Below are 19975 nucleotides of genomic sequence, written 5' to 3' on the forward strand. Positions count from 1 at the left end.
CTGCTTTTTTTAATATTAAATTCAAGTTAAAGGAGGTTAATTATGATTAAAATCAATAATATATTTGAGGTAATAATTAACTATATTTGTGCAATTATAATGCTTATATACTTTATATTAAATTACATTCATAGAAAAGATGCTTTAATGCTGACTTGTCAAGCATTATTATTTTTAATATTTATATTTAATAGCATACGGTCGACAGTTAAATATAAAAAATCTAAAAAAAACACCTAAGAATTAGGATGAGCATTTAATAATGAAAAAAATACATTTTAGTGGTCTATGTAGTAATGGAACAAATCTCACTTTTTTATGATAATTAAAATATTAAGCAGCCACATGATGGATGCCATTTCCATGATATGGCTGCTTTTGTGTCTATGTAGCAATGGAATAGACATTTACATGTACATACCACATACAAGTAAAAATAAGCTACATGATGCAAATAACTTAACTGAAATTGATTTGTTTGAAATTCATATTTATGTTAGCATAAGTCCTAACAAACTTTAACTATATATTATATGAACAACTTTATTATCAAATATTCATCTTCCATTGATACTTCAAAATAGCCACTATACTTTTCAATTATATTTTTTACATTATATAATCCATAACCATGGTCACAAGTTTCTTTCGTAGAAAAGCCCCTATTAAATATTTTATTTATTTCATTTGAATTAACTTTTAAACCTGCATTTTTCGTTTGTATAAAATAAATTCCCTCTTCACAGCCTATATTTAATTCTACCTTTCTATATTGCTTCTCTTCATTAGCTACTGCTTCTAAAGCATTATCTATTAGATTATTTAAGACTTCTGATATTTCGTAATTTTCTAATGGAAAGCCCTTAAGACTACCTTCGATATTATATATAAATTTTATTTTATTTTGTTTTGCAAAAGAACTTTTTAAATATATAATAGCGGCCACAACCCCATTATCTATTCTTATAATTTCATCCATGCTTTTAAAAGAATTATTTAAAGAAATCATATAGTTTTCCAGTTCATCCTTTAAACTTTCCTTATCACAAGTTTGTGCAATGCCATAAATAGTGTTAATGTGGTTTTTAAAATCATGCTGGCGCCTTTTAACATCTTCCATAAGCTGAATAGTAATTGGTATGTATTTATCATAAGTTTCAAGTTTAGCTTTTTGATCTATTATTCTACAGTTATAAATTATAGACATAACATTTATAATTGAATATAAAATTGAAGCAAAAATAATAATAAAATAATGTTTATTAATCAACTTAGGCTTATATACAAGTAAAAACTTAACTACAACAGAATATATAATTAAGTTAACAAAAATAAATTTTACTTGATTTAATATACCTTTGTACCTGCTAAAAATGTCCATAGGAAATAACTTACAAAACCCACATACTAAAATTACAGTTGCTAAAGCTCCCATTAAGTTAAATACATACATATTAGTAAAGTTCATTATTAATTTTGATAAATTCATAAGTATATGTGTTGCTAGCTCAATAAAAAGTAATGTAGTTTCACTTAAAACATAATATACAAATGCATTTATAATAGAATCTTTATAAATTAATCTAATAAAAATTATTGCAAATATAAAGAAAAGCAAAGTCTTAACAAAGTCATCCACTAAAGTATTGAAATATACATTTAATATGTTATAAGTACTAGCTTCAATTACAGTTAATAAAACAAAAATTAAATCTCTTATTATTTTTTTATCTTCATTTTTATTACTTATTTTTTTATACAAAAGCATAAATGCCGTATTTTCAATGCTTGTACTAATAAACCACAAAATATCATTCACAGCTCCTATACCTGCCTGCTTCTTAATATTTCATCTACATTATCCTTATATTGTGCTCCTATAAAAGCAGGTTCATGATAATTATAAAAAGAAACCCTCCATGAGGTAGGTGCTATTTTTTCAATTTGTCTTATGTACTTAGTATTTATTATGTACGACCTATGCGATTGAATTATAAAATCATTTTTAACCAAACTCAAAACATTCTTAAGTGACATCCTATCCAATTCATACTTTCCTTGTACAGTATGCACTATTGTGTTTCTAAGCACAACCTCGATAAAATAAATATCCTTTAAAAATACCTTTATTTTAATTTTGTTTTTTTCAAATAAAACATATTTTTCACTTTTCTCACCATAAGAATTATTTTTACTGCCAATATGAGATATAATACATTTTGTCATATTCTTAACATCTTCTTTATTATATGGTTTTAAAATATAATCATAGCAGTGAATCTTTTTAAAAGCATATAAAGCGTGCTGTTCGTATGTAGTTATAAATATAATCCAACTTAATTCATATTTATGAATTTTTCTTATCTTTAACGCTAAATCTAAACCCGAAGAAGCCTTCAGTGAAATATCAAAATAAAAAAAGTCTATATTGCAATCCTTGGCTATTTGCAATGCGGCTTCTTCATCCTCTGCTTCATAGGCACTTATATTTTTATCAATCTCTTTTATCATTTTTATAAAATTTTTTCGCTGAATTTCTTCATCTTCAACCACCAATATATTAATCATAAGCTGAACTCCCCCATGTTTATTCTTTTTTATTACTTATTGTATAAAATATTACATTCCCCTACATATATTTTAATATATATTTTTTTACTTTTCAACTTAAGAAAATCTATTAGTTTAACTGCATTTATATCAGATTATTATTATAACTCATTTTAATAAATTTACTTTTATCCATATTATTCATAGACTATGTTTTAAATAAGTATTCATTTTCACCCTTATTGAAAACACAGCCTATCAATAAAATAAAAGCAAGTAATAAGGTGGAATATGAAAAGTATTACTTTTTAACATATTCCACTTTATTACTTGCTTTTTATATAATTTAAAAACTAAAAAATGCTTTGAAATATTTTCGCTAGTATAGGTGCCAATATTACAGTTATAAGACCATTTACGCCTATTGTAAGGCTGCTCATAGCCCCTTCAACTTCTCCTAGCTCAATTGCTTTTGTAGTTCCAATAGCATGGCAGGAATTTCCTAGTGCAACTCCCCTTGCTACTTTATCATTTATTTTAAATATCTTAAATACTGTTGGTCCAATTATAGCTCCAAAAACACCTGTTATTATTATGGCAGCAACAGTTATAGCAGTTATACCACCTATTTGCTTAGAAACTGCCATACCTATAGGTGTAGTAATTGATTTTGGCATCATTGATAAATTTATTCGCTTTGGTATTCTAAATAGCTTACATAAAAGTACAACACTTGTTATACCACACAAGGTTCCAACTGTTATTCCTGCTAAAATTGGAACGGCATTTGCTTTAAGTAATTTTATTTTCTTATAAAGTGGAACGGCTAAAACAACTGTCGCTGGTGACAAAAGAAAAGATATAAATTGACCTCCATTATTATAATCAGAAACACTAATATTAAATACCTTTAAAAATATTATAAGAAATATTATACTTATCAAAAGAGGATTGAGAACTTCCAGTCTAGTCTTTCTTTTAATAATACATGCTACTTCAAAAGCTATTAAAGATATCATTATTGAGAACATTGGTGAAGATATTATATCCTTCATTATTTTTTCCTCCCCTTTATTGCTTGAACCGTTAAGCCTGTGATAGCCATTGTTATAATTGTAGTAATAACTACAACAATAATCAATAATATCCAAGTATCCTTTATTAATTTAAAACTTGTAATAAGTCCTACCCCAGCTGGAACAAAGAAAAAAGGTAAATACTCCAGCAAAGAATTGCTAACTTCCTCCACAGCCTCCAATTTGATAATCCCCAAACATAATGCTATTACCATTAGCAGCATTCCAAGAACATTTCCTGGTATTGGAAGTTTAAATAAGGTACTTATAACTTGACCTAAAAAACAAAATAAAAGAATGATTGCAAGTTGTCTTATGTATTTCATTGCTTACGCCCCTTTGTATAAAATTATTATTTTCGACACGTCAATCCATAATTTATATTTTAACTCAATTTTAATTAAATTTCATTATAATATTAGCTTGTATTCTTTCCTTATTTCTTATGCATTTTAGGCGTATTGCATATGACATCGTATTCAAATATTTTTTACAAAAAATTATTTATTATTTAACTTTTTTAAAAGTTACACATTAAGAACTAAAGACATACTTGCTCTCCAAATTTTCGCTATGCCTCTTTTTTCACTTTACATTGAACCGCTTCTTCATTGTTACTTTTATTTCCAACAAGACTAAAGACTACACCACCTATAATCAATACTGCACCTAAAATAAATTTTGCAGTAATAGCCTCTCCTAAAAATATTACACCAAGTAAAACTGAAACCATGGGCTGCAACGGATAAAATAATGAGCAAGTTCCCGCTTCTATTATGGATAGGCTTTTATTCCAAAGCACATGGGCTATAGCAGTACAAACAAGTCCCATATAAAGCAATGCAAGAATAACCTTCCAATCAAATTGAACATTAGCCGTTGTTGCTAGTTCATAGCCAGAACATGGTAACGTACATATTGCCGCTATTACTATTCCATATGTTGTAATCTGTAAAACATCATACTTTTGAGTAACTCTTTTAATCATAACAGAAACAAAAGACCATGTGATTACAGATGTTACTGACATCAAAATTCCCCATACGACTTGTCCATTTCCACTTACACCACCAATAATAATGTACACACCAATAATCGCTAAAACAATACAAAATACTTTCTTTAGCGTTAGCTTTTCTTTTAAAATAATTGCGGCAAAAATCATTATAGTAATTGGATTTAAGGAATTAACTAAGGAAGAAAGAGAAGCATTAGATAATTTTGTCCCCATGAACTGTATAGTCATTGACATGAAATATCCAACAAATCCTATTAAAAAGATATACTTATAATCCTGTTTTTCTATCTTTTTTAATTTTTTTGTTCTAAGTACAAGTAATAGAATGCAGCCTGAAATTAAATATCTTAAAAATGAAACTGTAAATGTAGGCACCTTACCAAGTACAAATTTACTTACTACATATAAACTGCCCCAGGCACAAAAAGTTATTATTAAGTATAAATATGCTATTTTTTTATTTGTCACTATCTTTCTTAACAAGAAATACTAATAAATAAGTTCTTGCTAAAATTCGCCACCTTTCACTATGTATATATATTTTAGTATAGCACCATTATAAAAAATAAAAAACCTGTAAGAATGAAACTTACAAGTTTTCTTTTCACCTTTTACCTAATTTATATACATGATAAGTTTATCACTTCTTCTTAAATATTGATTTTAATGATTGCTTCACCACATCAAAAAAACTTAACGAAGAAACCATATGACTTGGATCAACATATTCTCGAACAGCGCGAAGTACTTTCTTTGGTTCTTTAGAAGAAAAAGTATAAGTACCATTTTTCTTAGTTCGGATGGCATATCGTGGAATCCACTTCCCCTTAAGCAATACAGACGCAATTACATAGTCAACCTCTTCCCAAGGAATTTGAATGAATTTTCGAGAATCACGAGAATTATAGAATTCAAAGCCTTTGTCTCCGATCATTATTTTGCCATACTCCGAAAAACCTGTGAAAACCGTCGCATCTATTACTAAATCTACTTTTGTATTGAGTGATTGAACCATAAAATATACCCCTTTTCTAGTTTTAAGATGCCTAAACACATTTATTTTTATTATATATTTTTTATATGCTTCTATCAAGTGTTTAAAATTGATTGCCAATAACTCATATTTTAACAAAAGCCTAGACTAAAAAGCCTAGGCTAAGTTAAAAATATTACATTATGCCGATTAAGTGGAATACGATACCTATTGCGAATAATCCAAGGATTATAACAATTGGTGATACCTTCTTCTTAAGTAACCACATACAAATAAATGTTATTACTAATCCTGCAAGTCCAGGAATTAATGAATCTAAGTTACCTTGAAGTGTTGTAACTTTATGATCTGTTAATGACATACCACCTGCTTGTTGTAACAATGCTTGTTTAATACCGTTCGTTCCAGCAGGAAGTTTACTCCAATCAATGTAGGCACCCTTAGCATACGGAACAGATGATACTATAGGTGTAAATTTAACAGATACCCATCTGTTAACTAATGATCCCAAAATGAACATACCAAGGATAGATGCTCCTTTTGTAATATCTTGTAGTAATCCACCTGTTAAATCATCAGTAATGTGAGAACCTGCTTTGTATCCAAATTCTTGTGTATACCACATAAATGCCACACGAATTGCATTCCAAACAATGAAATATATAATTGGTCCAAGGATATTACCAGTCATAGCAAGAGAAGCAGCTAATGCACCTAAAATTGGTCTAACAGTAAACCAGAAAACTGGGTCTCCGATACCTGCTAAAGGTCCCATCATACCAACTTTAACACCTTGAATAGTTACATCATCAATTGGTGCTCCGTTTGCACGCTCTTCTTCTAGCGCTAATGTTACACCAATGATTGGCGAAGCTAGATATGGATGAGTGTTAAAGAACTCTAAGTGACGTTTCAATGCAGCTACACGATCTTCCTTAGTCTTATATAATTTTTTAATTGCTGGGATTAATGCGAAAGCCCAACCACCACTTTGTGTTCTTTCATAGTTCCAAGAACCTTGGATGAATGTTGAACGCCAACAAACAGACATACGATCTTTTTTTGTTAATTTCAATTCTTTTTCCATTTTCGTTTTCTCTCCTTTCCTAGTAATTATCAATAATATCGCCTAATGGATCGCCGGTATTTGAGCCGCCACCCTTACCTGAGCCGCCTTGTTTACTAAGCGATAAGTAAATAATAGCTAAGCATACGCCGATTGCACCTAATCCAATAAGTGTAATTTGTGAAACAGTTGCTAATACAAAACCAATTGCGAAGAATGGCCATACTTCTTTTGTAGCCATCATGTTTATTACCATTGCATAACCAACAGCTACAACCATTCCACCACCTATTGCTAAACCATCTGTTAACCAAGTAGGCATAGCTAAAAGTAATGAACGGATATGTGTAGCACCAATTGCTAAAATCAAAGCTGCTGGGATTGCAATACGTAAGCCCTGCATAATAATAGCAATGACATGCCACATCTCAATTTTTGCCATATTTCCTTCTTCAGCAGCAGCATCCATCAAATGTATAATACCTGTAGCGATTGTACGAGTAATAATTGCTAATAATAGTCCTGCAACTGCTAGTGGAACTGCAATAGCTATAGCTGAAGAAACCCCTGCTTTACCTTGTCCACCAAGAACTAAAATGATTGCGGATGCAACAGATGCTAACGCTGCATCGGGTGCTACGGCAGCACCGATATTTGCCCATCCTAAAGCAATCATTTGAAGCATACCACCTAGGATTAGGCATGGTACTAAATTACCTGTAACTAAGCCAATTAACGTACATGCAACTACTGGTTGATGGAATTCGAATTCATCCAAAACACCTTCCATACCAGCTAAAAATGCTACGAAAATGACTAATATCATTTGAATAATATTTAAATTCATGATTATTAATCCTCCATTTCTTACAATATTTAGATTATTTTAATTTGTTTAATTCCTCTTGTGCCCTCTTTAAAATTTCGTTCATATTTCCTTTTGAATCACCTGGAACCTTACGAACATCAAAATCAAGTCCAGCTTTCTTAAGCTTATTGAAAGTATCAATATCGTCTTGATTAAAAGCAAGCACTTTGTTTGGTTGAACTTTACCTGCCGAGTGAGCCATAGAACCAACATTGATTGTCTTCAAAGGCACACCACCTTCTACTGCTCTAAGTACATCTTGTGGAGTTTCAAAAAGAAGTAATGCACGTTCTCCACCAAAATGCTTGTCATCCTTTGCAAGTTTAATCATGTGATCAATTGGAACAACATGAGCTTTAACACCTGGAGGCGCAGCTTGCTGAATTAAATTCTTACGAAGCTCATCTTTAGCTACTCCATCTGACACTACAATAATTCGTGTAGGAGTCATAGCCTTTGACCAAGCAGTTGCTACTTGTCCATGAAGTAAACGTGAATCTATACGTGCTAAAACGTATTCAAATGATCCAGGTGCACCTGCGTTAGATTGTGCTACAGAAGCGCTAGAAGCTTTACCAGTATCTGCTGGTTCTAATTCTTCTGGTTTAACCTTAACTCCTTCTTTGGCTGACTTTAAAATATTAGCTGCAATTTCATGTGCAGATTCCATTGAAAAACGTGCACCATAAGCTTCAAGCAGCATTGGTAGATTCAAACCAGCTACGATTGCCCATTTATCCTTATGCTCTTCAAATAGACCATTAGCTTGGTTAAATGGTGTACCACCCCAAAGATCAACTAAGATTAAAACCTGATCTTGGTTATCAAATGATGAAACTGCTTCTTCCATTTTTGCTTTAATATCATTAGGACCTTCACTGGGCATTAATGTAACAGCTTTTACGTTTTCTTGTTCTCCGAAAATCATATTACCAGATTGCAAAATACCTTTAGCAAATTCCCCGTGACTAGCAAGAATAATTCCTACCATCTTTATACCTCCTATTATTTATTCGTTACAAAAACAAAAGGCATGAACATTGGAAAATAAAACTCAATAACATATGCTCGGATTTCGTCACTATGTTTGTACATTAAATTGAATCATAAAAAATCGTGATAATACCTTATAAGATGTACAAAACATGTGATATAACAAACAAATATTAAATTATTTTATTTACCTATGCTCATGCCTGATCGAATCAGTAACACGCTAGATATTATTATTCTATTAATTTATTGTAATCTACCTAGGAACTTTAATTAACAGCCCCTCTCTTGATTACGTTTTCATGATAACATATTTTTTTTTATTATGCAACATATTTTTTAAACTTTTTTAAATTTTTTTGAACTTTTTTAAACTTTTTTAAGTTTATTTTGCAACTAAAAAAATACACTGCATTATCACTAAGCCCTATGAACGCGGCATTTACGCTCTGCTATTTTGCTGTATCCTTTGTTAAAATTGGGTACTATTTTTCATCTATAGTACCCAATTTTTTATTCAGCTAATATATTTTTTAATATATCTGCATTTTTATCGCAATGTTCTCCTGATAACATATCTAAATGAAGACCATACCCATCATATATAACGAACTTACCCATTGTATGGTTCTCCCAATTTAATAAATATTCATAGTGTTCTCTTACTTCTCTAGTACTAGCGCTTGATATAACATGGATATTAGCTTTTACTTTTTCTTTTGTTATATTTTTATTATTGTACTGTATATATTTTTTATGATTTACCATAGCCCTTTCCGCTATATTTTCCTCAAATTCATGGAAATTGTCTATATTAAAAAAGTTTTTCATAATACTAATAACCTCATGCTTTGAAGGGTACGTTAAATTGTCTTTTACTGATTTTTTTACCGCCGAATCTAACATTATAATATCAGAAACTTCATAACCCTTCTTTTCTAGTACTTTAGCGACTTCAAAAGCTAAATTACCTCCACCAGAATATCCTAATAATATAAACGGTCCTTCATTTTGAGTATCTAGTATGCTTTTTACATACTCATCGATAATATTAGAATTATTAATAAAACTAAATGCATAAATTGAATAATTATCTATTCTATTTACTAAATTTAAATAGGAATACCCATATCCTATAGCCGGTGGAAATGCAAATATATTTTTATCTCCACTATAACTTAGCCTTGTAACTAATTTTCCGCCTTCACCTAAACCAGAATATAATAAATTACAAATATCTTTTATAGTTGGGTTTGTAAATAACTGATCCATTGTAAGATTTAGGACTAATTGTTTTTTCATTTTTACCAACAAATCAACTAATTTAATAGAATTTCCACCTAGTTCAAAGAAGTTATCATTTATTCCTACATTCCTTATTTCCAGTACATCTTCCCATATCTTAACTAACTTCTCTTCCATTTCATTTCTTGCTGCTTCATACTCTGCCCCTGTATTAATTTTTCCTTGTGGCTCTGATAATGCCTTTCTGTCTACCTTTCCGTTTATCGTTAATGGAATTTTATCTATTTTTATGAAGTATGACGGAAGCATATAGTCTGGTAAAGACTTTTTAAGTTCTTCCCTTAATTCACCTACTCTGTATTCTTTGTCACCAACATAATACGCACATAGGTGCTTACTTTCTTCTTTTCCTTTTGCATCTACTACAGTTTCTTTTATCCCCTCTATTTTTAGTAATGTATTTTCTATTTCTCCTGTTTCTATTCTAAAACCTCTTATCTTAACTTGATAATCTATTCTTCCTAGACATTCTATGGTTCCATCTGGCAGCCATCTTGCTAGATCTCCTGTTTTATACATCCTTTGCCCTGGTTCATATGGATTTATTACAAATTTCTCTTCGGTTAATTCTTTATTGTTTAAATATCCCCTTGAGAGTCCATATCCACTTATACATAGTTCTCCTGCTGCACCTATTGGCATCAATTTATTGTTCTTATCAACTATATATATGCTTACATTATCTATTGGTTTTCCTATTGGCATATTTAAATAATCTTTCAAATTATTTATAGTTATATTATTACATGCAGCATCAACACAGCATTCCGTCGGTCCATATACGTTACTAATGATAAGCTCCTTATTATTAACTTTCTTATATAGCTTTTCTATTACTTTTCGTGTAAGTTTATCTCCACCAATTATCAAATTTTTAAGCTTTAAGTTTCTATTTGTTAGAAGCTCTGAATTAGCCATCATTGCTAAATGCATTGGTGTTCCATCTGTTATCTCTATTTTATTATTTAAGTAGAACTCAACTAACTTGTCGCCTTCTTTTCTAGCAGCTTCTGAAACTACATATAATGTATTTCCTAATAATAAAGAACAAAAGATTTGTTTAACTGATGCATCAAAAACATATGGAGCTACTAAAGCTATTTTTAAATTATCATTATATTTACTGTATATACTTTCATTTAATCCATGTACTAAATTAGTTACATTTGAATGTTCTATCATAACACCCTTAGGCTTCCCCGTTGTTCCTGATGTATATATTACATAGGCTAAATTTTTTGAACTGGCAGTCTTACCTAGGTTAGCACGATCTTCTTTATAGAACTCTTCATCTTCCAAGTCACATACGTCTACTTTTTCATTCTTTATTTTTTCCCTAAACTTACTTTGAGTTAATACTATTTCAGCTTTACTATTCTCTATCATATATTCTATTCTATTCTCTGGATATTCTGGGTCTATTGGCATATATGCTCCCCCTGCTTTTAAAATGCCCATTATACCCACTATCATTTCAAGAGAACGCTGCACCATTATTCCTACTACAGTATCCGCTCCTACGCCTTTTTTCATTAAGGTTATTCCTAATGAATTAGCTCTTTCATTAAGCTCTTTATAAGTTAACTTTTTATCTTCATATACAACAGCAATATTATCTGGAGCCTTCTTCACGTTTTCCTCAAATAATTCATTTATTGTTTTCTCTCTTGGATAATCTACTTTTGTGTCATTAAACTCCATAAGTAACTTATGCTTTTCTTCTTTCCTTACTACTTCTATATCTTTAATTAGTACTTCTTCATTATCTATAACTTGATTTATTAAGCTTTCAAAATGATTTTTAATTTTTAGTACATTATCCTTTGAATACATTAATTCATTAAATTTAAACTTTATTAAAATAGTATCCTGATATATGACAGTTAAGTTAAAGTTGTAGTTTGTTTGCTCTTGTGATTTACCGCCAATTATTTTTAGATTATTCTTAGTCAATACTTCATTATTAATACCATCGCTGTCAACTGGATAGTTTTCAAATATCATTATGTTGTTTACTAACTTTTCTTTAACTTCACTTAACCCTTGTATCTCTGCTAAAGGATAAAAATCATACTCGCTACTTTCTAAGAAAGACTTATTAACAGTAGTCAGTAATTCCTTAAACGTCATATTTCCTTCTGCTTTAACTCTTAAAGGTACAGTATTTATAAATAATCCCAACATATTTTCTATACCCTTAACCTCTGGATTTCTTCCTGATACAACATATCCAAATACAGAATCGCTGCTGTTATTATACTTATTAAGCAGTACTGACCATAGGCTTTGTATTATTGTATTAATTGTAACCTTACTATTTCTAGCTATTGCTTCAAGCTTTCTCGTTATATCTTTTCCTATATTAAGGTTAATTTCTTCTTTTTTATATTCCTTACTGCTCTCTTTATTTTCAAACGGTACTGCTGTTACCTCATTATAATCTAGAAGGTATTTTCTCCAATATTCCTTTGCTGCATCTCTATCCTTATTATTAAGCCACTCTATATACTCGGAATACGGTACTACTTCTTTTAAATTTGCTTTGTATCCATACTTGAGTTCATTATATATCTTAAATAATTCAAGCATTATTATATTGAGACACCAGCCATCCATTATAATATGATGATTATTAAGTATTAGATTATATACATCCTCTTCTGTTTTAATTATTGTCAATTTTATAAGGACATCTTTGTTTAAATCAAAGCCTTTCTTTTTATCATTCTTTACTGCTTTATCTATATAGTCTTCTTTATCAAATTCCTCATCACTTATATCTACATATCTGACATCTGCTTTTCTTTTATAAAATACAATTTGCATATTCCTATTAAAGTTTTCATAATCAAAAGCAGTTCTTAAAATATCATGCCTCTCTACTAACCTATTAAAACTTTGTTTCAATAATTCTATATCTAATTGTCCTTTTACCTTTATTACTAATTCTTCATTATAAGCTTCTGATTTATTATCATATAACGTATGGTATAACATTCCTTCTTGCATTGGTGTTAATGAGTATATATTTTTGATATTATCTATATCTTTTAAATACGGTTTTAATTGTTGTAAGGTTATATTTTCCTTTGTTACATCTGCTGCTGTTTTTTCTGATTTATCCTTATTCATACAATGCTCAATAATTGCTATAAGGTTATTTCTATATTCCTGAATTAATTTCTTTATTGTTTCATCTTTATATTCCTCATCATTGTACCTTATACCTATATTTAACTTTTTATCTATGAGTATTCCTGAAAAATCTAATGAGTATAATCTCTTATTATTTAAACCTATTGAATTTCCACTGCTTAAAGGCGACATATTAAAGATGTCATTATTTATATCTTCATCAAACTGTCCAAGATAATTAAAGCTTATTTCTGGTTTTAACCTAAATTCCATCTTATCCTTAGAAAGATATTTGATTATGCCATAGCCAATTCCCTTATTAGGTACTCTTCTTAAAGAATCTTTTGTATTCTTTATCATCATTCCTAATTCTTCATTACTACTGCTTAAAACTACTGGATACTGCGAAGTAAACCAGCCTACTGTTCTCGTTATATCCACATTTTTTACAATCTCTTCTCTACCATGAGATTCCAAGTTGACTAATATATTTTCCTCGCCTGTCCATTTACTTATTGTTAATGCCAAAGCTGTTAATAGCAAATCCTCTATTTCTGTGTTATATGCCTTATTTACATGTTTTAATAATTTCTCCGTTTCATCTTTTGTAAGGTTAAATTCTACACTTCTTAAATCTTTAATCCTAGCTACAGCTATCTCTTTGTCCTTTGGAAGTTTCCTTACGTCACACTTATCTATATATCTCCAGTATTCTAGCTGTTTTCTCATATTGTAACTTGCAGCCTGTTTACTCTGTTCACTTGCCCACTCTTTAAAGGATGTAGTTTTCTCTTGAAGTATTATGTCCTCTCCGTTTTTAGCCATTTCATATGCCTTCGATAAATCTTCAAATAATATTCTCCATGAAACTCCATCTATAACTAAATGGTGTATTGCTATTAGTAAATGATCTCCTTTATGTGTTTTAAATAAGCCTAATTTAACAAGAGGTCCCTCCTCTAAATTAATACTATCTTGAATTTGGTTACACTTTTCTGTTATTTCTTCTTCATTTAAACCCTCATATACATTTAAGTCGTATAACTTTTCACTTGTCCCTCTATTAATTTGATGTACTTCACCATTTTCGTTCTTATAAACCATTCTCAATGCATCGTGGTGAATAACTATAGCTTCAAATGCTTTTTCTAATGCTTCTTTTTCAAACCCATCTTTACTAAACAGCATTACTGATTGATTCCAATGATGTTCTTCTTCAAAATTCATTTCAAAGAACCATTTTTGTATAGGCGTTAATCCTACTTCTCCAACCACTTCATCTTGGCTTATTGTTACAGCATTTTTCTTTACGCACTTACTTAAAGCTTTTATATTTGAATTGTTGAATACATCCTTAACCTCAAAATAATATCCTTCTGCTTTAGCTCTTGATATTACCTGTATTGATTTTATGGAATCTCCACCTAAACTGAAAAAGTCATCGTTTATTCCTATATTATCTATGCCCAATACTTTTTCCCATATTTGTACAAGCTTTTGTTCTATTTCATTTCGTGGAGCCTCATATTCTGCTCCTGTATTAATTTTCCCACGTGGCTCTGGCAATGCCTCTCTATCTACTTTTCCATTTGGTGTTAACGGCATACCTTCTAGTTTTATAAAATATGATGGGAGCATATAGTCTGGTATGGATTGCTTAAGTTCTTCCCTTAATTCTCCTACACTATATTCTTTTTCACCTATGTAATATGCACATAGATACTTGTTTCCTGCTTTTTCTCTTGCTAAAACTACTACCTCTTTTATTCCTTCTATTTTTAATAAATTACTTTCTATTTCCCCAAGTTCTATTCTGAAACCTCGTATCTTAACTTGATGGTCTATTCTTCCTAAATACTCTATGTTCCCATCTGGAAGCCATCTTGCTAGATCTCCTGTTCTATACATTTTTTCTCCCGACTCATATGGATTCTCTGCAAATTTTTCATTAGTTAACTTTTCGTTATTTAAGTATCCTCTAGCTACTCCGCAGCCACTTATACACAACTCTCCTGCTACTCCTATTGGGAGCATTTTATCATTCTTATCAACTATATATATTTTTGTATTATCAATAGGTTTTCCTATTGGTATATTATCAAATATATCTTTCAATGAATATTTAGTTGAATATATAGTAGCTTCTGTTGGACCATATAGATTTTCTATCCTTGTACTCTTAATTAAATCTTTAAAAACTTTAGTATTTTCAATTCTTAATGCTTCTCCAGCTGTTAAAATATATTTTAGGCTTTTTATATTTCTTATATTATTATCCAGTTCATTTAAAAACAAATTAAACATACTTGAAGTAAAATTAATATGACTTATAGAGTTATCTATTATGGATTTTAATATATATTTAGCATCTTTTTCATATCCATTATTAAGTACAATTAATTTTCCTCCACCTACAAACCAGCCAAATATCTCACTTACAGAAACATCAAATACATAATTTGTTTTTTGTAAGTATGCTCCTTCTTTATCCATAGGATAATTTTTCTGCAAAAACATTAATGTATTTATTACACTGCTGTGATTTATCATAACTCCCTTAGGCTTTCCAGTTGTTCCTGATGTGTATATTACATATGCCAAATTTTCCGCACTAGCAGTTTTACCTAAGTTAGCACAATCCTCTTTATACAACTCTTCATCTTTCAAATCACATACGTTTATTTCCTCATTCTTTATTTTTTCTTTAAACTTATTTTGAGTTAATACTATTTCTGTTTTACTATTCTCCAGCATGTATTCTATTCTATCCTCTGGATATCCTGGGTCTATTGGCATATATGCTCCTCCTGCCTTCAAAATACCCATTATTCCAACTATCATTTCAAAGGAACGCTGCACCATTATCCCTACTATACTTTCTGCTCCTATACCTTTTTTCTTTAATACTCTTGCTAAAGAATTAGCTCTTTCATTAAGCTCTTTATAAGTTATTTTTTTATCTTCGCATACAACAGCAATATTATATGGAGTCTTCTCTACTCCTTCTTCAAATAATTCATTTATTGTTTTCTCTCTTGGATAAACTGCCTTTGTGTCATTAAATTCTATAAGTAATTTATGCTTTTCTTCTTCATCTATTAATTCTATGTCTTTAATCTTAGTTTCCGCATTCTGTCCTATTTCTTCTATTATATTTAATAGATGCTTTTTCATTCTTTCAATGGTTTCATGTTTATAAAGGCTAGTTGCATAACTCAAATTAAAGTAGATTTCTTCTTCTCTTTCCTCTGCTGTTATTGTTATATCAAACTTTTCTACATTGTCATTTGTATTATATGTCCTAAAGCTTAAGTCATTTATTTCTACCTTGGCCTCTTCCATATTCTGAAGTACAAACATAACATCAAATAATGGATTTCTTCCTAAATCCCTATCTATATCTATTTTGTCCACAATTTCTTCAAACTGATAATCTTGATTTTCATATGCCTTTATTGCTTTGTTTCTTACAGTTTTTAAATAATCTCTAAAACTCAACTCATCCTTTAACTTACTTCTTATTGCCAAAGTATTTACGAACATACCTATTAAGTTTTCTAGATCTCCGTGATTTCTACCAGCTATTGGACTTCCAACTACTATATCTTCCTGTCCACTATATTTTGATAATAGTATATTTATATTTGCTAATAGTACCATGTACATAGTACTTCCAGTTTCTTTAGCTATCTTTCTTAACTTTTCAGTTGTTTCCTTATCTAAAACAAAATTTATACTTCTGCCCCTAAAGTCTTTTACCCTCGGTCTTTTATAATCTGTAGGTAAGCTTAGTACTGGTACTTCGTCACTAAATTCTTTTAACCAATATTGTTCCTGTTTTTTAAATTCTTCACTTTCTCTCTTCTTTAACTGCCATGCAGAATAATCCTTATATTGTACTTTTAATTCTCCTAAGTCTTTTCCGCTATATAACTTGCTAAATTCTCTTGTTAATATGGACATTGAAACTCCGTCTGATGCTATATGATGCATGTCAAAGAACATAATATGTCTTTCTTTTTCTAATTTTATAATCCCTACCCTTAATAATGGTGCCTTTTTTAAGTCAAATGGTCTTATAAATTCTTCAAACTTTTCTTTAACTTCTTCTTCATTTTTTATTTCTATTTTCTCTATTTCAAATTGTATTTCATTAGTTTTATTAATTCTTTGCACTATCTTATCAGCTTTAGTATAAAAGCTTGTCCTTAATGTTTCATGTCTTTCTATTAGGTTTATAAAAACATTCCTTATTTTTTCTATTTCAATTTCACCTAATATCTCTAAAGCTCTTGGCATATTGTATGCTGTACTGTCCTTATCAATCTCCTGAAGCATATACATTCTCTTTTGTGCTGATGATGCTTCATAGTATTCCTTTTCTTCTACTTTTTCTATTGCTTCATATTGCTTGCTGCTAATAGTTTCTATATATTCGCTGAGTCCCTTTATGTTTCCGTTACTGAAGATTTCCTTTAGCGGCACTTCTACATTTAATACCTTGAAAATCCTCCCTGTTAAAGTTGTTGCACTTAAAGAATGTCCGCCCAATTCAAAGAAGTTATCATTTATTCCTATATTAGTTACCCCTAATACGTTCTGCCATATCTCTACTAGCTTCTCTTCTAACTCATTTCTTGGTGCCTCGTACTCTGCTCCTGTGTTGATTTTGTCCTCTGGCTTAGGTAGTGCCTTTCTGTTTACTTTCCCGTTTATTGTTAGAGGCATATTCTGTAGCTTTATAAAATATGCTGGTATCATGTAATCTGGTAAGGATTTTTTTAGTTCTTCTCTAAACCTTCTTACGCTGTATTCTTTTTGCCCTACATAATATGCACATATGTATTCATTTCCCTCTTTTTCTCCTGCCAAAACCGTTGCTTCCGTTATTCCCTCTATCTTTAATAAGGTGTTTTCTATTTCTCCTATTTCTATTCTGAAACCACGTATCTTAACTTGATGATCTATTCTTCCTAAATATTCTATGGTTCCATCTATCATCCATCTTGCTAAATCACCTGTTCTATACATCTTTTCACCAGGAGCATATGGATTCTTCACAAATCTTTCTTGCGTCATTTTTTCATTATTTAAATATCCCCTCGCTAGCCCTTCTCCACTTATACATAATTCACCACATGCTCCTATTGGCATAATCTCTAAATTTTTTCCTAAAACATATATCTTCACGTTGTCCGAAGGCACTCCTATTGAAACTGAACTTTTAGCATTCTTTTCAGCCTTATATTCATGTATCATGCAGCCTACTGTTGTTTCTGTTGGACCATACTCATTATATATCTTCACATTTCCATCAAATGCATTATATATACTTCTCGCTAACTTCTCCTTTAAATCTTCTCCACCTAATATAAGTTTTTTCACTCTTGTTTTTGATAAATCCATGTTCTCTATTAACTTCAAATGTGTAGGTGTTAATTTTATAATGTCGACTTTGTTTTCTTCCACTACCTTTTTTATAAGTGAAACTTTACTTTCTCCTTCATATATTACTACCGCATTTCCTGAAATAAGTGGCGTATATATTGATGTTACTGTTAAATCAAAGGATACTGAAGAATATAGCGGGAAATCTGTTTTTTCCTCTTTAACATATACTTTTCTAGCCCAATATACATAATTCACTAATCCACCATGCGTTACCATTACACCCTTGGGGTTTCCTGTAGTTCCAGATGTATATATTATATATACTAAATTATTTCCTTTTGTAGTTTTACTTAAATTAGCTGTATCTTCTTTGTACAACTCTTCACTATTCAAATCACATGTATCTATGTCTTCATTACTTAACTTTTTCTTAAACTTATCTTGTGTTAATAATATCTTAGTTTTACTATTCTCAAACATATATTTTATTCTGTCTTCTGGGTATTCTGGATCTATTGGCAGATATGCTCCTCCTGCTTTTAATACACCTAACATTCCCACTATCATTTCAAGAGAACGTTCTGCCATTATTGCCACTATGGCATCTGCTCCTACTCCCTTTTTTCTTAAATTTCTAGCTAGAGAATTAGCTCTCTCATTAAGCTCTTTGTAAGTTAACTTTTTATCCTCAAAAACAACCGCAATATTATCTGGAGTTTTTTCTACCTGCTTCTCAAATAATTCAATTATTGTCTCATTCCTTGGATATTCTGTGCTTGTATTATTGAATTCTTGTAACAATTTATATTTTTCTTCTTCACTTACTATTTGTATATCTTTAATAACTGAATTCATATTAAGACTTACTGAGCTTAATATATTAATAAACGCATTTTTAACTCCATTAACTTCGTCCATTAATAATTCGTTACAATAATTAAATATAAGCTTTATGGAATTATTATATTTTTCTATATTTAAAGTAAAATCATTATTATCTAACGCCAAAATATCTTCTATCTGCTTTTTATTATGAATGTTCTTCATACAACAATACGCATTAACACTGTCATATATATCATTGATTTTATATATCTTTTTGACTGGATAAAATTGATGTTTATATGCTTCAAAAGTTTGATTTTTCTGATGAACTAATGCTTGTTTGAATGTATTATCTTCAATAATATTATTATCTAATATTATAAATTCATTATTACTTTCCATATCTTCTGATCCAATATATTGGGGAATTCCAATTAAAAATTTATTATTTTGAAAGTACTTAGCTATAGTGATTTTAAATGTAGCCAACATAATTACATAAATAATTAGATCATTATTTCGAGATGTTTTAACTATTTTATTAAATACTTCACCATCTATGTCTAAATTGATTTCATTTTTACTCGGTACATATTCTGAAACTCTCTTACTAAAATTTATTCTTTCATATTCCCCATGTGCAATCTTATTCCAATATTCTTTAGATGAATTAATTAAATTAATATCTGACTCTTCTTCTCTAATCATTTGTACTACACCCCCTAATTTCTTAGTACTAATCCGCATTTATTAA

The 19975-nt window shown here is 30.0% G+C and carries 12 protein-coding genes; 2 read left to right on the forward strand and 10 right to left on the reverse strand.

Going from position 1 to position 19975, the window contains the following annotated elements; all coding sequences use genetic code 11:
• Positions 1 to 42: 42 nt before the first annotated feature.
• Both CUEA01_RS03615 and CUEA01_RS03620 read left to right on the forward strand, forming a co-directional pair.
• A complete protein-coding gene (locus tag CUEA01_RS03615) occupies positions 43 to 240 on the forward strand; it encodes a hypothetical protein (RefSeq protein WP_234118298.1) in 198 nt (65 codons plus the stop codon).
• A 78-nt stretch (positions 241 to 318) separates the two neighbouring features.
• On the forward strand, positions 319 to 522 hold the full coding sequence (locus tag CUEA01_RS03620; RefSeq protein ID WP_234118300.1) for a hypothetical protein: 204 nt from the start codon (positions 319 to 321) through the stop codon (positions 520 to 522).
• Between the two features lie 7 nt (positions 523 to 529).
• Here CUEA01_RS03620 and CUEA01_RS25095 read toward each other — a convergent pair whose 3' ends face one another.
• From CUEA01_RS25095 to CUEA01_RS03670, 10 genes are all read right to left on the reverse strand, one after another.
• The gene (locus CUEA01_RS25095; RefSeq protein WP_234118302.1) at positions 530 to 1819 is read right to left on the reverse strand and encodes a sensor histidine kinase; all 1290 of its coding nucleotides are present in this window, start codon (positions 1817 to 1819) and stop codon (positions 530 to 532) included.
• A 5-nt stretch (positions 1820 to 1824) separates the two neighbouring features.
• Positions 1825 to 2568, reverse strand: coding sequence for a LytR/AlgR family response regulator transcription factor (locus tag CUEA01_RS03630; protein WP_234118311.1), 744 nt, complete (start codon positions 2566 to 2568; stop codon positions 1825 to 1827).
• A 335-nt stretch (positions 2569 to 2903) separates the two neighbouring features.
• Positions 2904 to 3605, reverse strand: coding sequence for an LrgB family protein (locus CUEA01_RS03635; RefSeq protein ID WP_234118313.1), 702 nt, complete (start codon positions 3603 to 3605; stop codon positions 2904 to 2906).
• Positions 3605 to 3952, reverse strand: coding sequence for a CidA/LrgA family protein (locus CUEA01_RS03640; RefSeq protein WP_234118315.1), 348 nt, complete (start codon positions 3950 to 3952; stop codon positions 3605 to 3607). Before CUEA01_RS03640 ends, CUEA01_RS03635 begins: the two co-directional genes overlap by 1 nt.
• A gap of 245 nt (positions 3953 to 4197) precedes the next feature.
• Entirely contained in the window at positions 4198 to 5127 is a 930-nt protein-coding gene (locus CUEA01_RS03645) for a DMT family transporter (protein WP_234118317.1), read from the reverse strand.
• Positions 5128 to 5284: 157 nt separating this feature from the next.
• Positions 5285 to 5659 (reverse strand): DUF956 family protein, encoded by a 375-nt coding sequence (locus CUEA01_RS03650; RefSeq protein ID WP_234122114.1) that lies wholly within the window; start codon positions 5657 to 5659, stop codon positions 5285 to 5287.
• A gap of 154 nt (positions 5660 to 5813) precedes the next feature.
• Positions 5814 to 6725 carry a PTS system mannose/fructose/sorbose family transporter subunit IID gene (locus CUEA01_RS03655; protein WP_234118320.1) on the reverse strand — a complete coding sequence of 304 codons (912 nt, stop codon included), beginning with the start codon at positions 6723 to 6725 and terminating at the stop codon, positions 5814 to 5816.
• A gap of 19 nt (positions 6726 to 6744) precedes the next feature.
• Positions 6745 to 7551 (reverse strand): PTS mannose/fructose/sorbose transporter subunit IIC, encoded by an 807-nt coding sequence (locus CUEA01_RS03660; protein WP_234118323.1) that lies wholly within the window; start codon positions 7549 to 7551, stop codon positions 6745 to 6747.
• Between the two features lie 34 nt (positions 7552 to 7585).
• On the reverse strand, positions 7586 to 8563 hold the full coding sequence (locus CUEA01_RS03665; protein WP_234118326.1) for a mannose/fructose/sorbose PTS transporter subunit IIA: 978 nt from the start codon (positions 8561 to 8563) through the stop codon (positions 7586 to 7588).
• Between the two features lie 515 nt (positions 8564 to 9078).
• Positions 9079 to 19929, reverse strand: a complete 10851-nt coding sequence (locus CUEA01_RS03670; RefSeq protein WP_234118328.1) for a non-ribosomal peptide synthetase — start codon at positions 19927 to 19929, stop codon at positions 9079 to 9081.
• Between the last annotated feature and the right edge of the window lie 46 nt (positions 19930 to 19975).

It is taken from the genome of Clostridium hydrogenum (assembly GCF_021432385.1).
Taxonomy (GTDB): domain Bacteria; phylum Bacillota; class Clostridia; order Clostridiales; family Clostridiaceae; genus Clostridium_S; species Clostridium_S hydrogenum.

Coding starts and splice junctions, on each gene's coding strand:
- CUEA01_RS03635 (WP_234118313.1), bottom strand. CDS start 3,605: ATGAAGGATATAATATCTTCACCAATGTTCTCAATAATGATATCTTTA.
- CUEA01_RS03660 (WP_234118323.1), bottom strand. CDS start 7,551: ATGAATTTAAATATTATTCAAATGATATTAGTCATTTTCGTAGCATTT.
- CUEA01_RS03640 (WP_234118315.1), bottom strand. CDS start 3,952: ATGAAATACATAAGACAACTTGCAATCATTCTTTTATTTTGTTTTTTA.
- CUEA01_RS03665 (WP_234118326.1), bottom strand. CDS start 8,563: ATGGTAGGAATTATTCTTGCTAGTCACGGGGAATTTGCTAAAGGTATT.
- CUEA01_RS03655 (WP_234118320.1), bottom strand. CDS start 6,725: ATGGAAAAAGAATTGAAATTAACAAAAAAAGATCGTATGTCTGTTTGT.
- CUEA01_RS03670 (WP_234118328.1), bottom strand. CDS start 19,929: ATGATTAGAGAAGAAGAGTCAGATATTAATTTAATTAATTCATCTAAA.
- CUEA01_RS03630 (WP_234118311.1), bottom strand. CDS start 2,568: ATGATTAATATATTGGTGGTTGAAGATGAAGAAATTCAGCGAAAAAAT.
- CUEA01_RS03650 (WP_234122114.1), bottom strand. CDS start 5,659: ATGGTTCAATCACTCAATACAAAAGTAGATTTAGTAATAGATGCGACG.
- CUEA01_RS03615 (WP_234118298.1), top strand. CDS start 43: ATGATTAAAATCAATAATATATTTGAGGTAATAATTAACTATATTTGT.
- CUEA01_RS03620 (WP_234118300.1), top strand. CDS start 319: ATGATAATTAAAATATTAAGCAGCCACATGATGGATGCCATTTCCATG.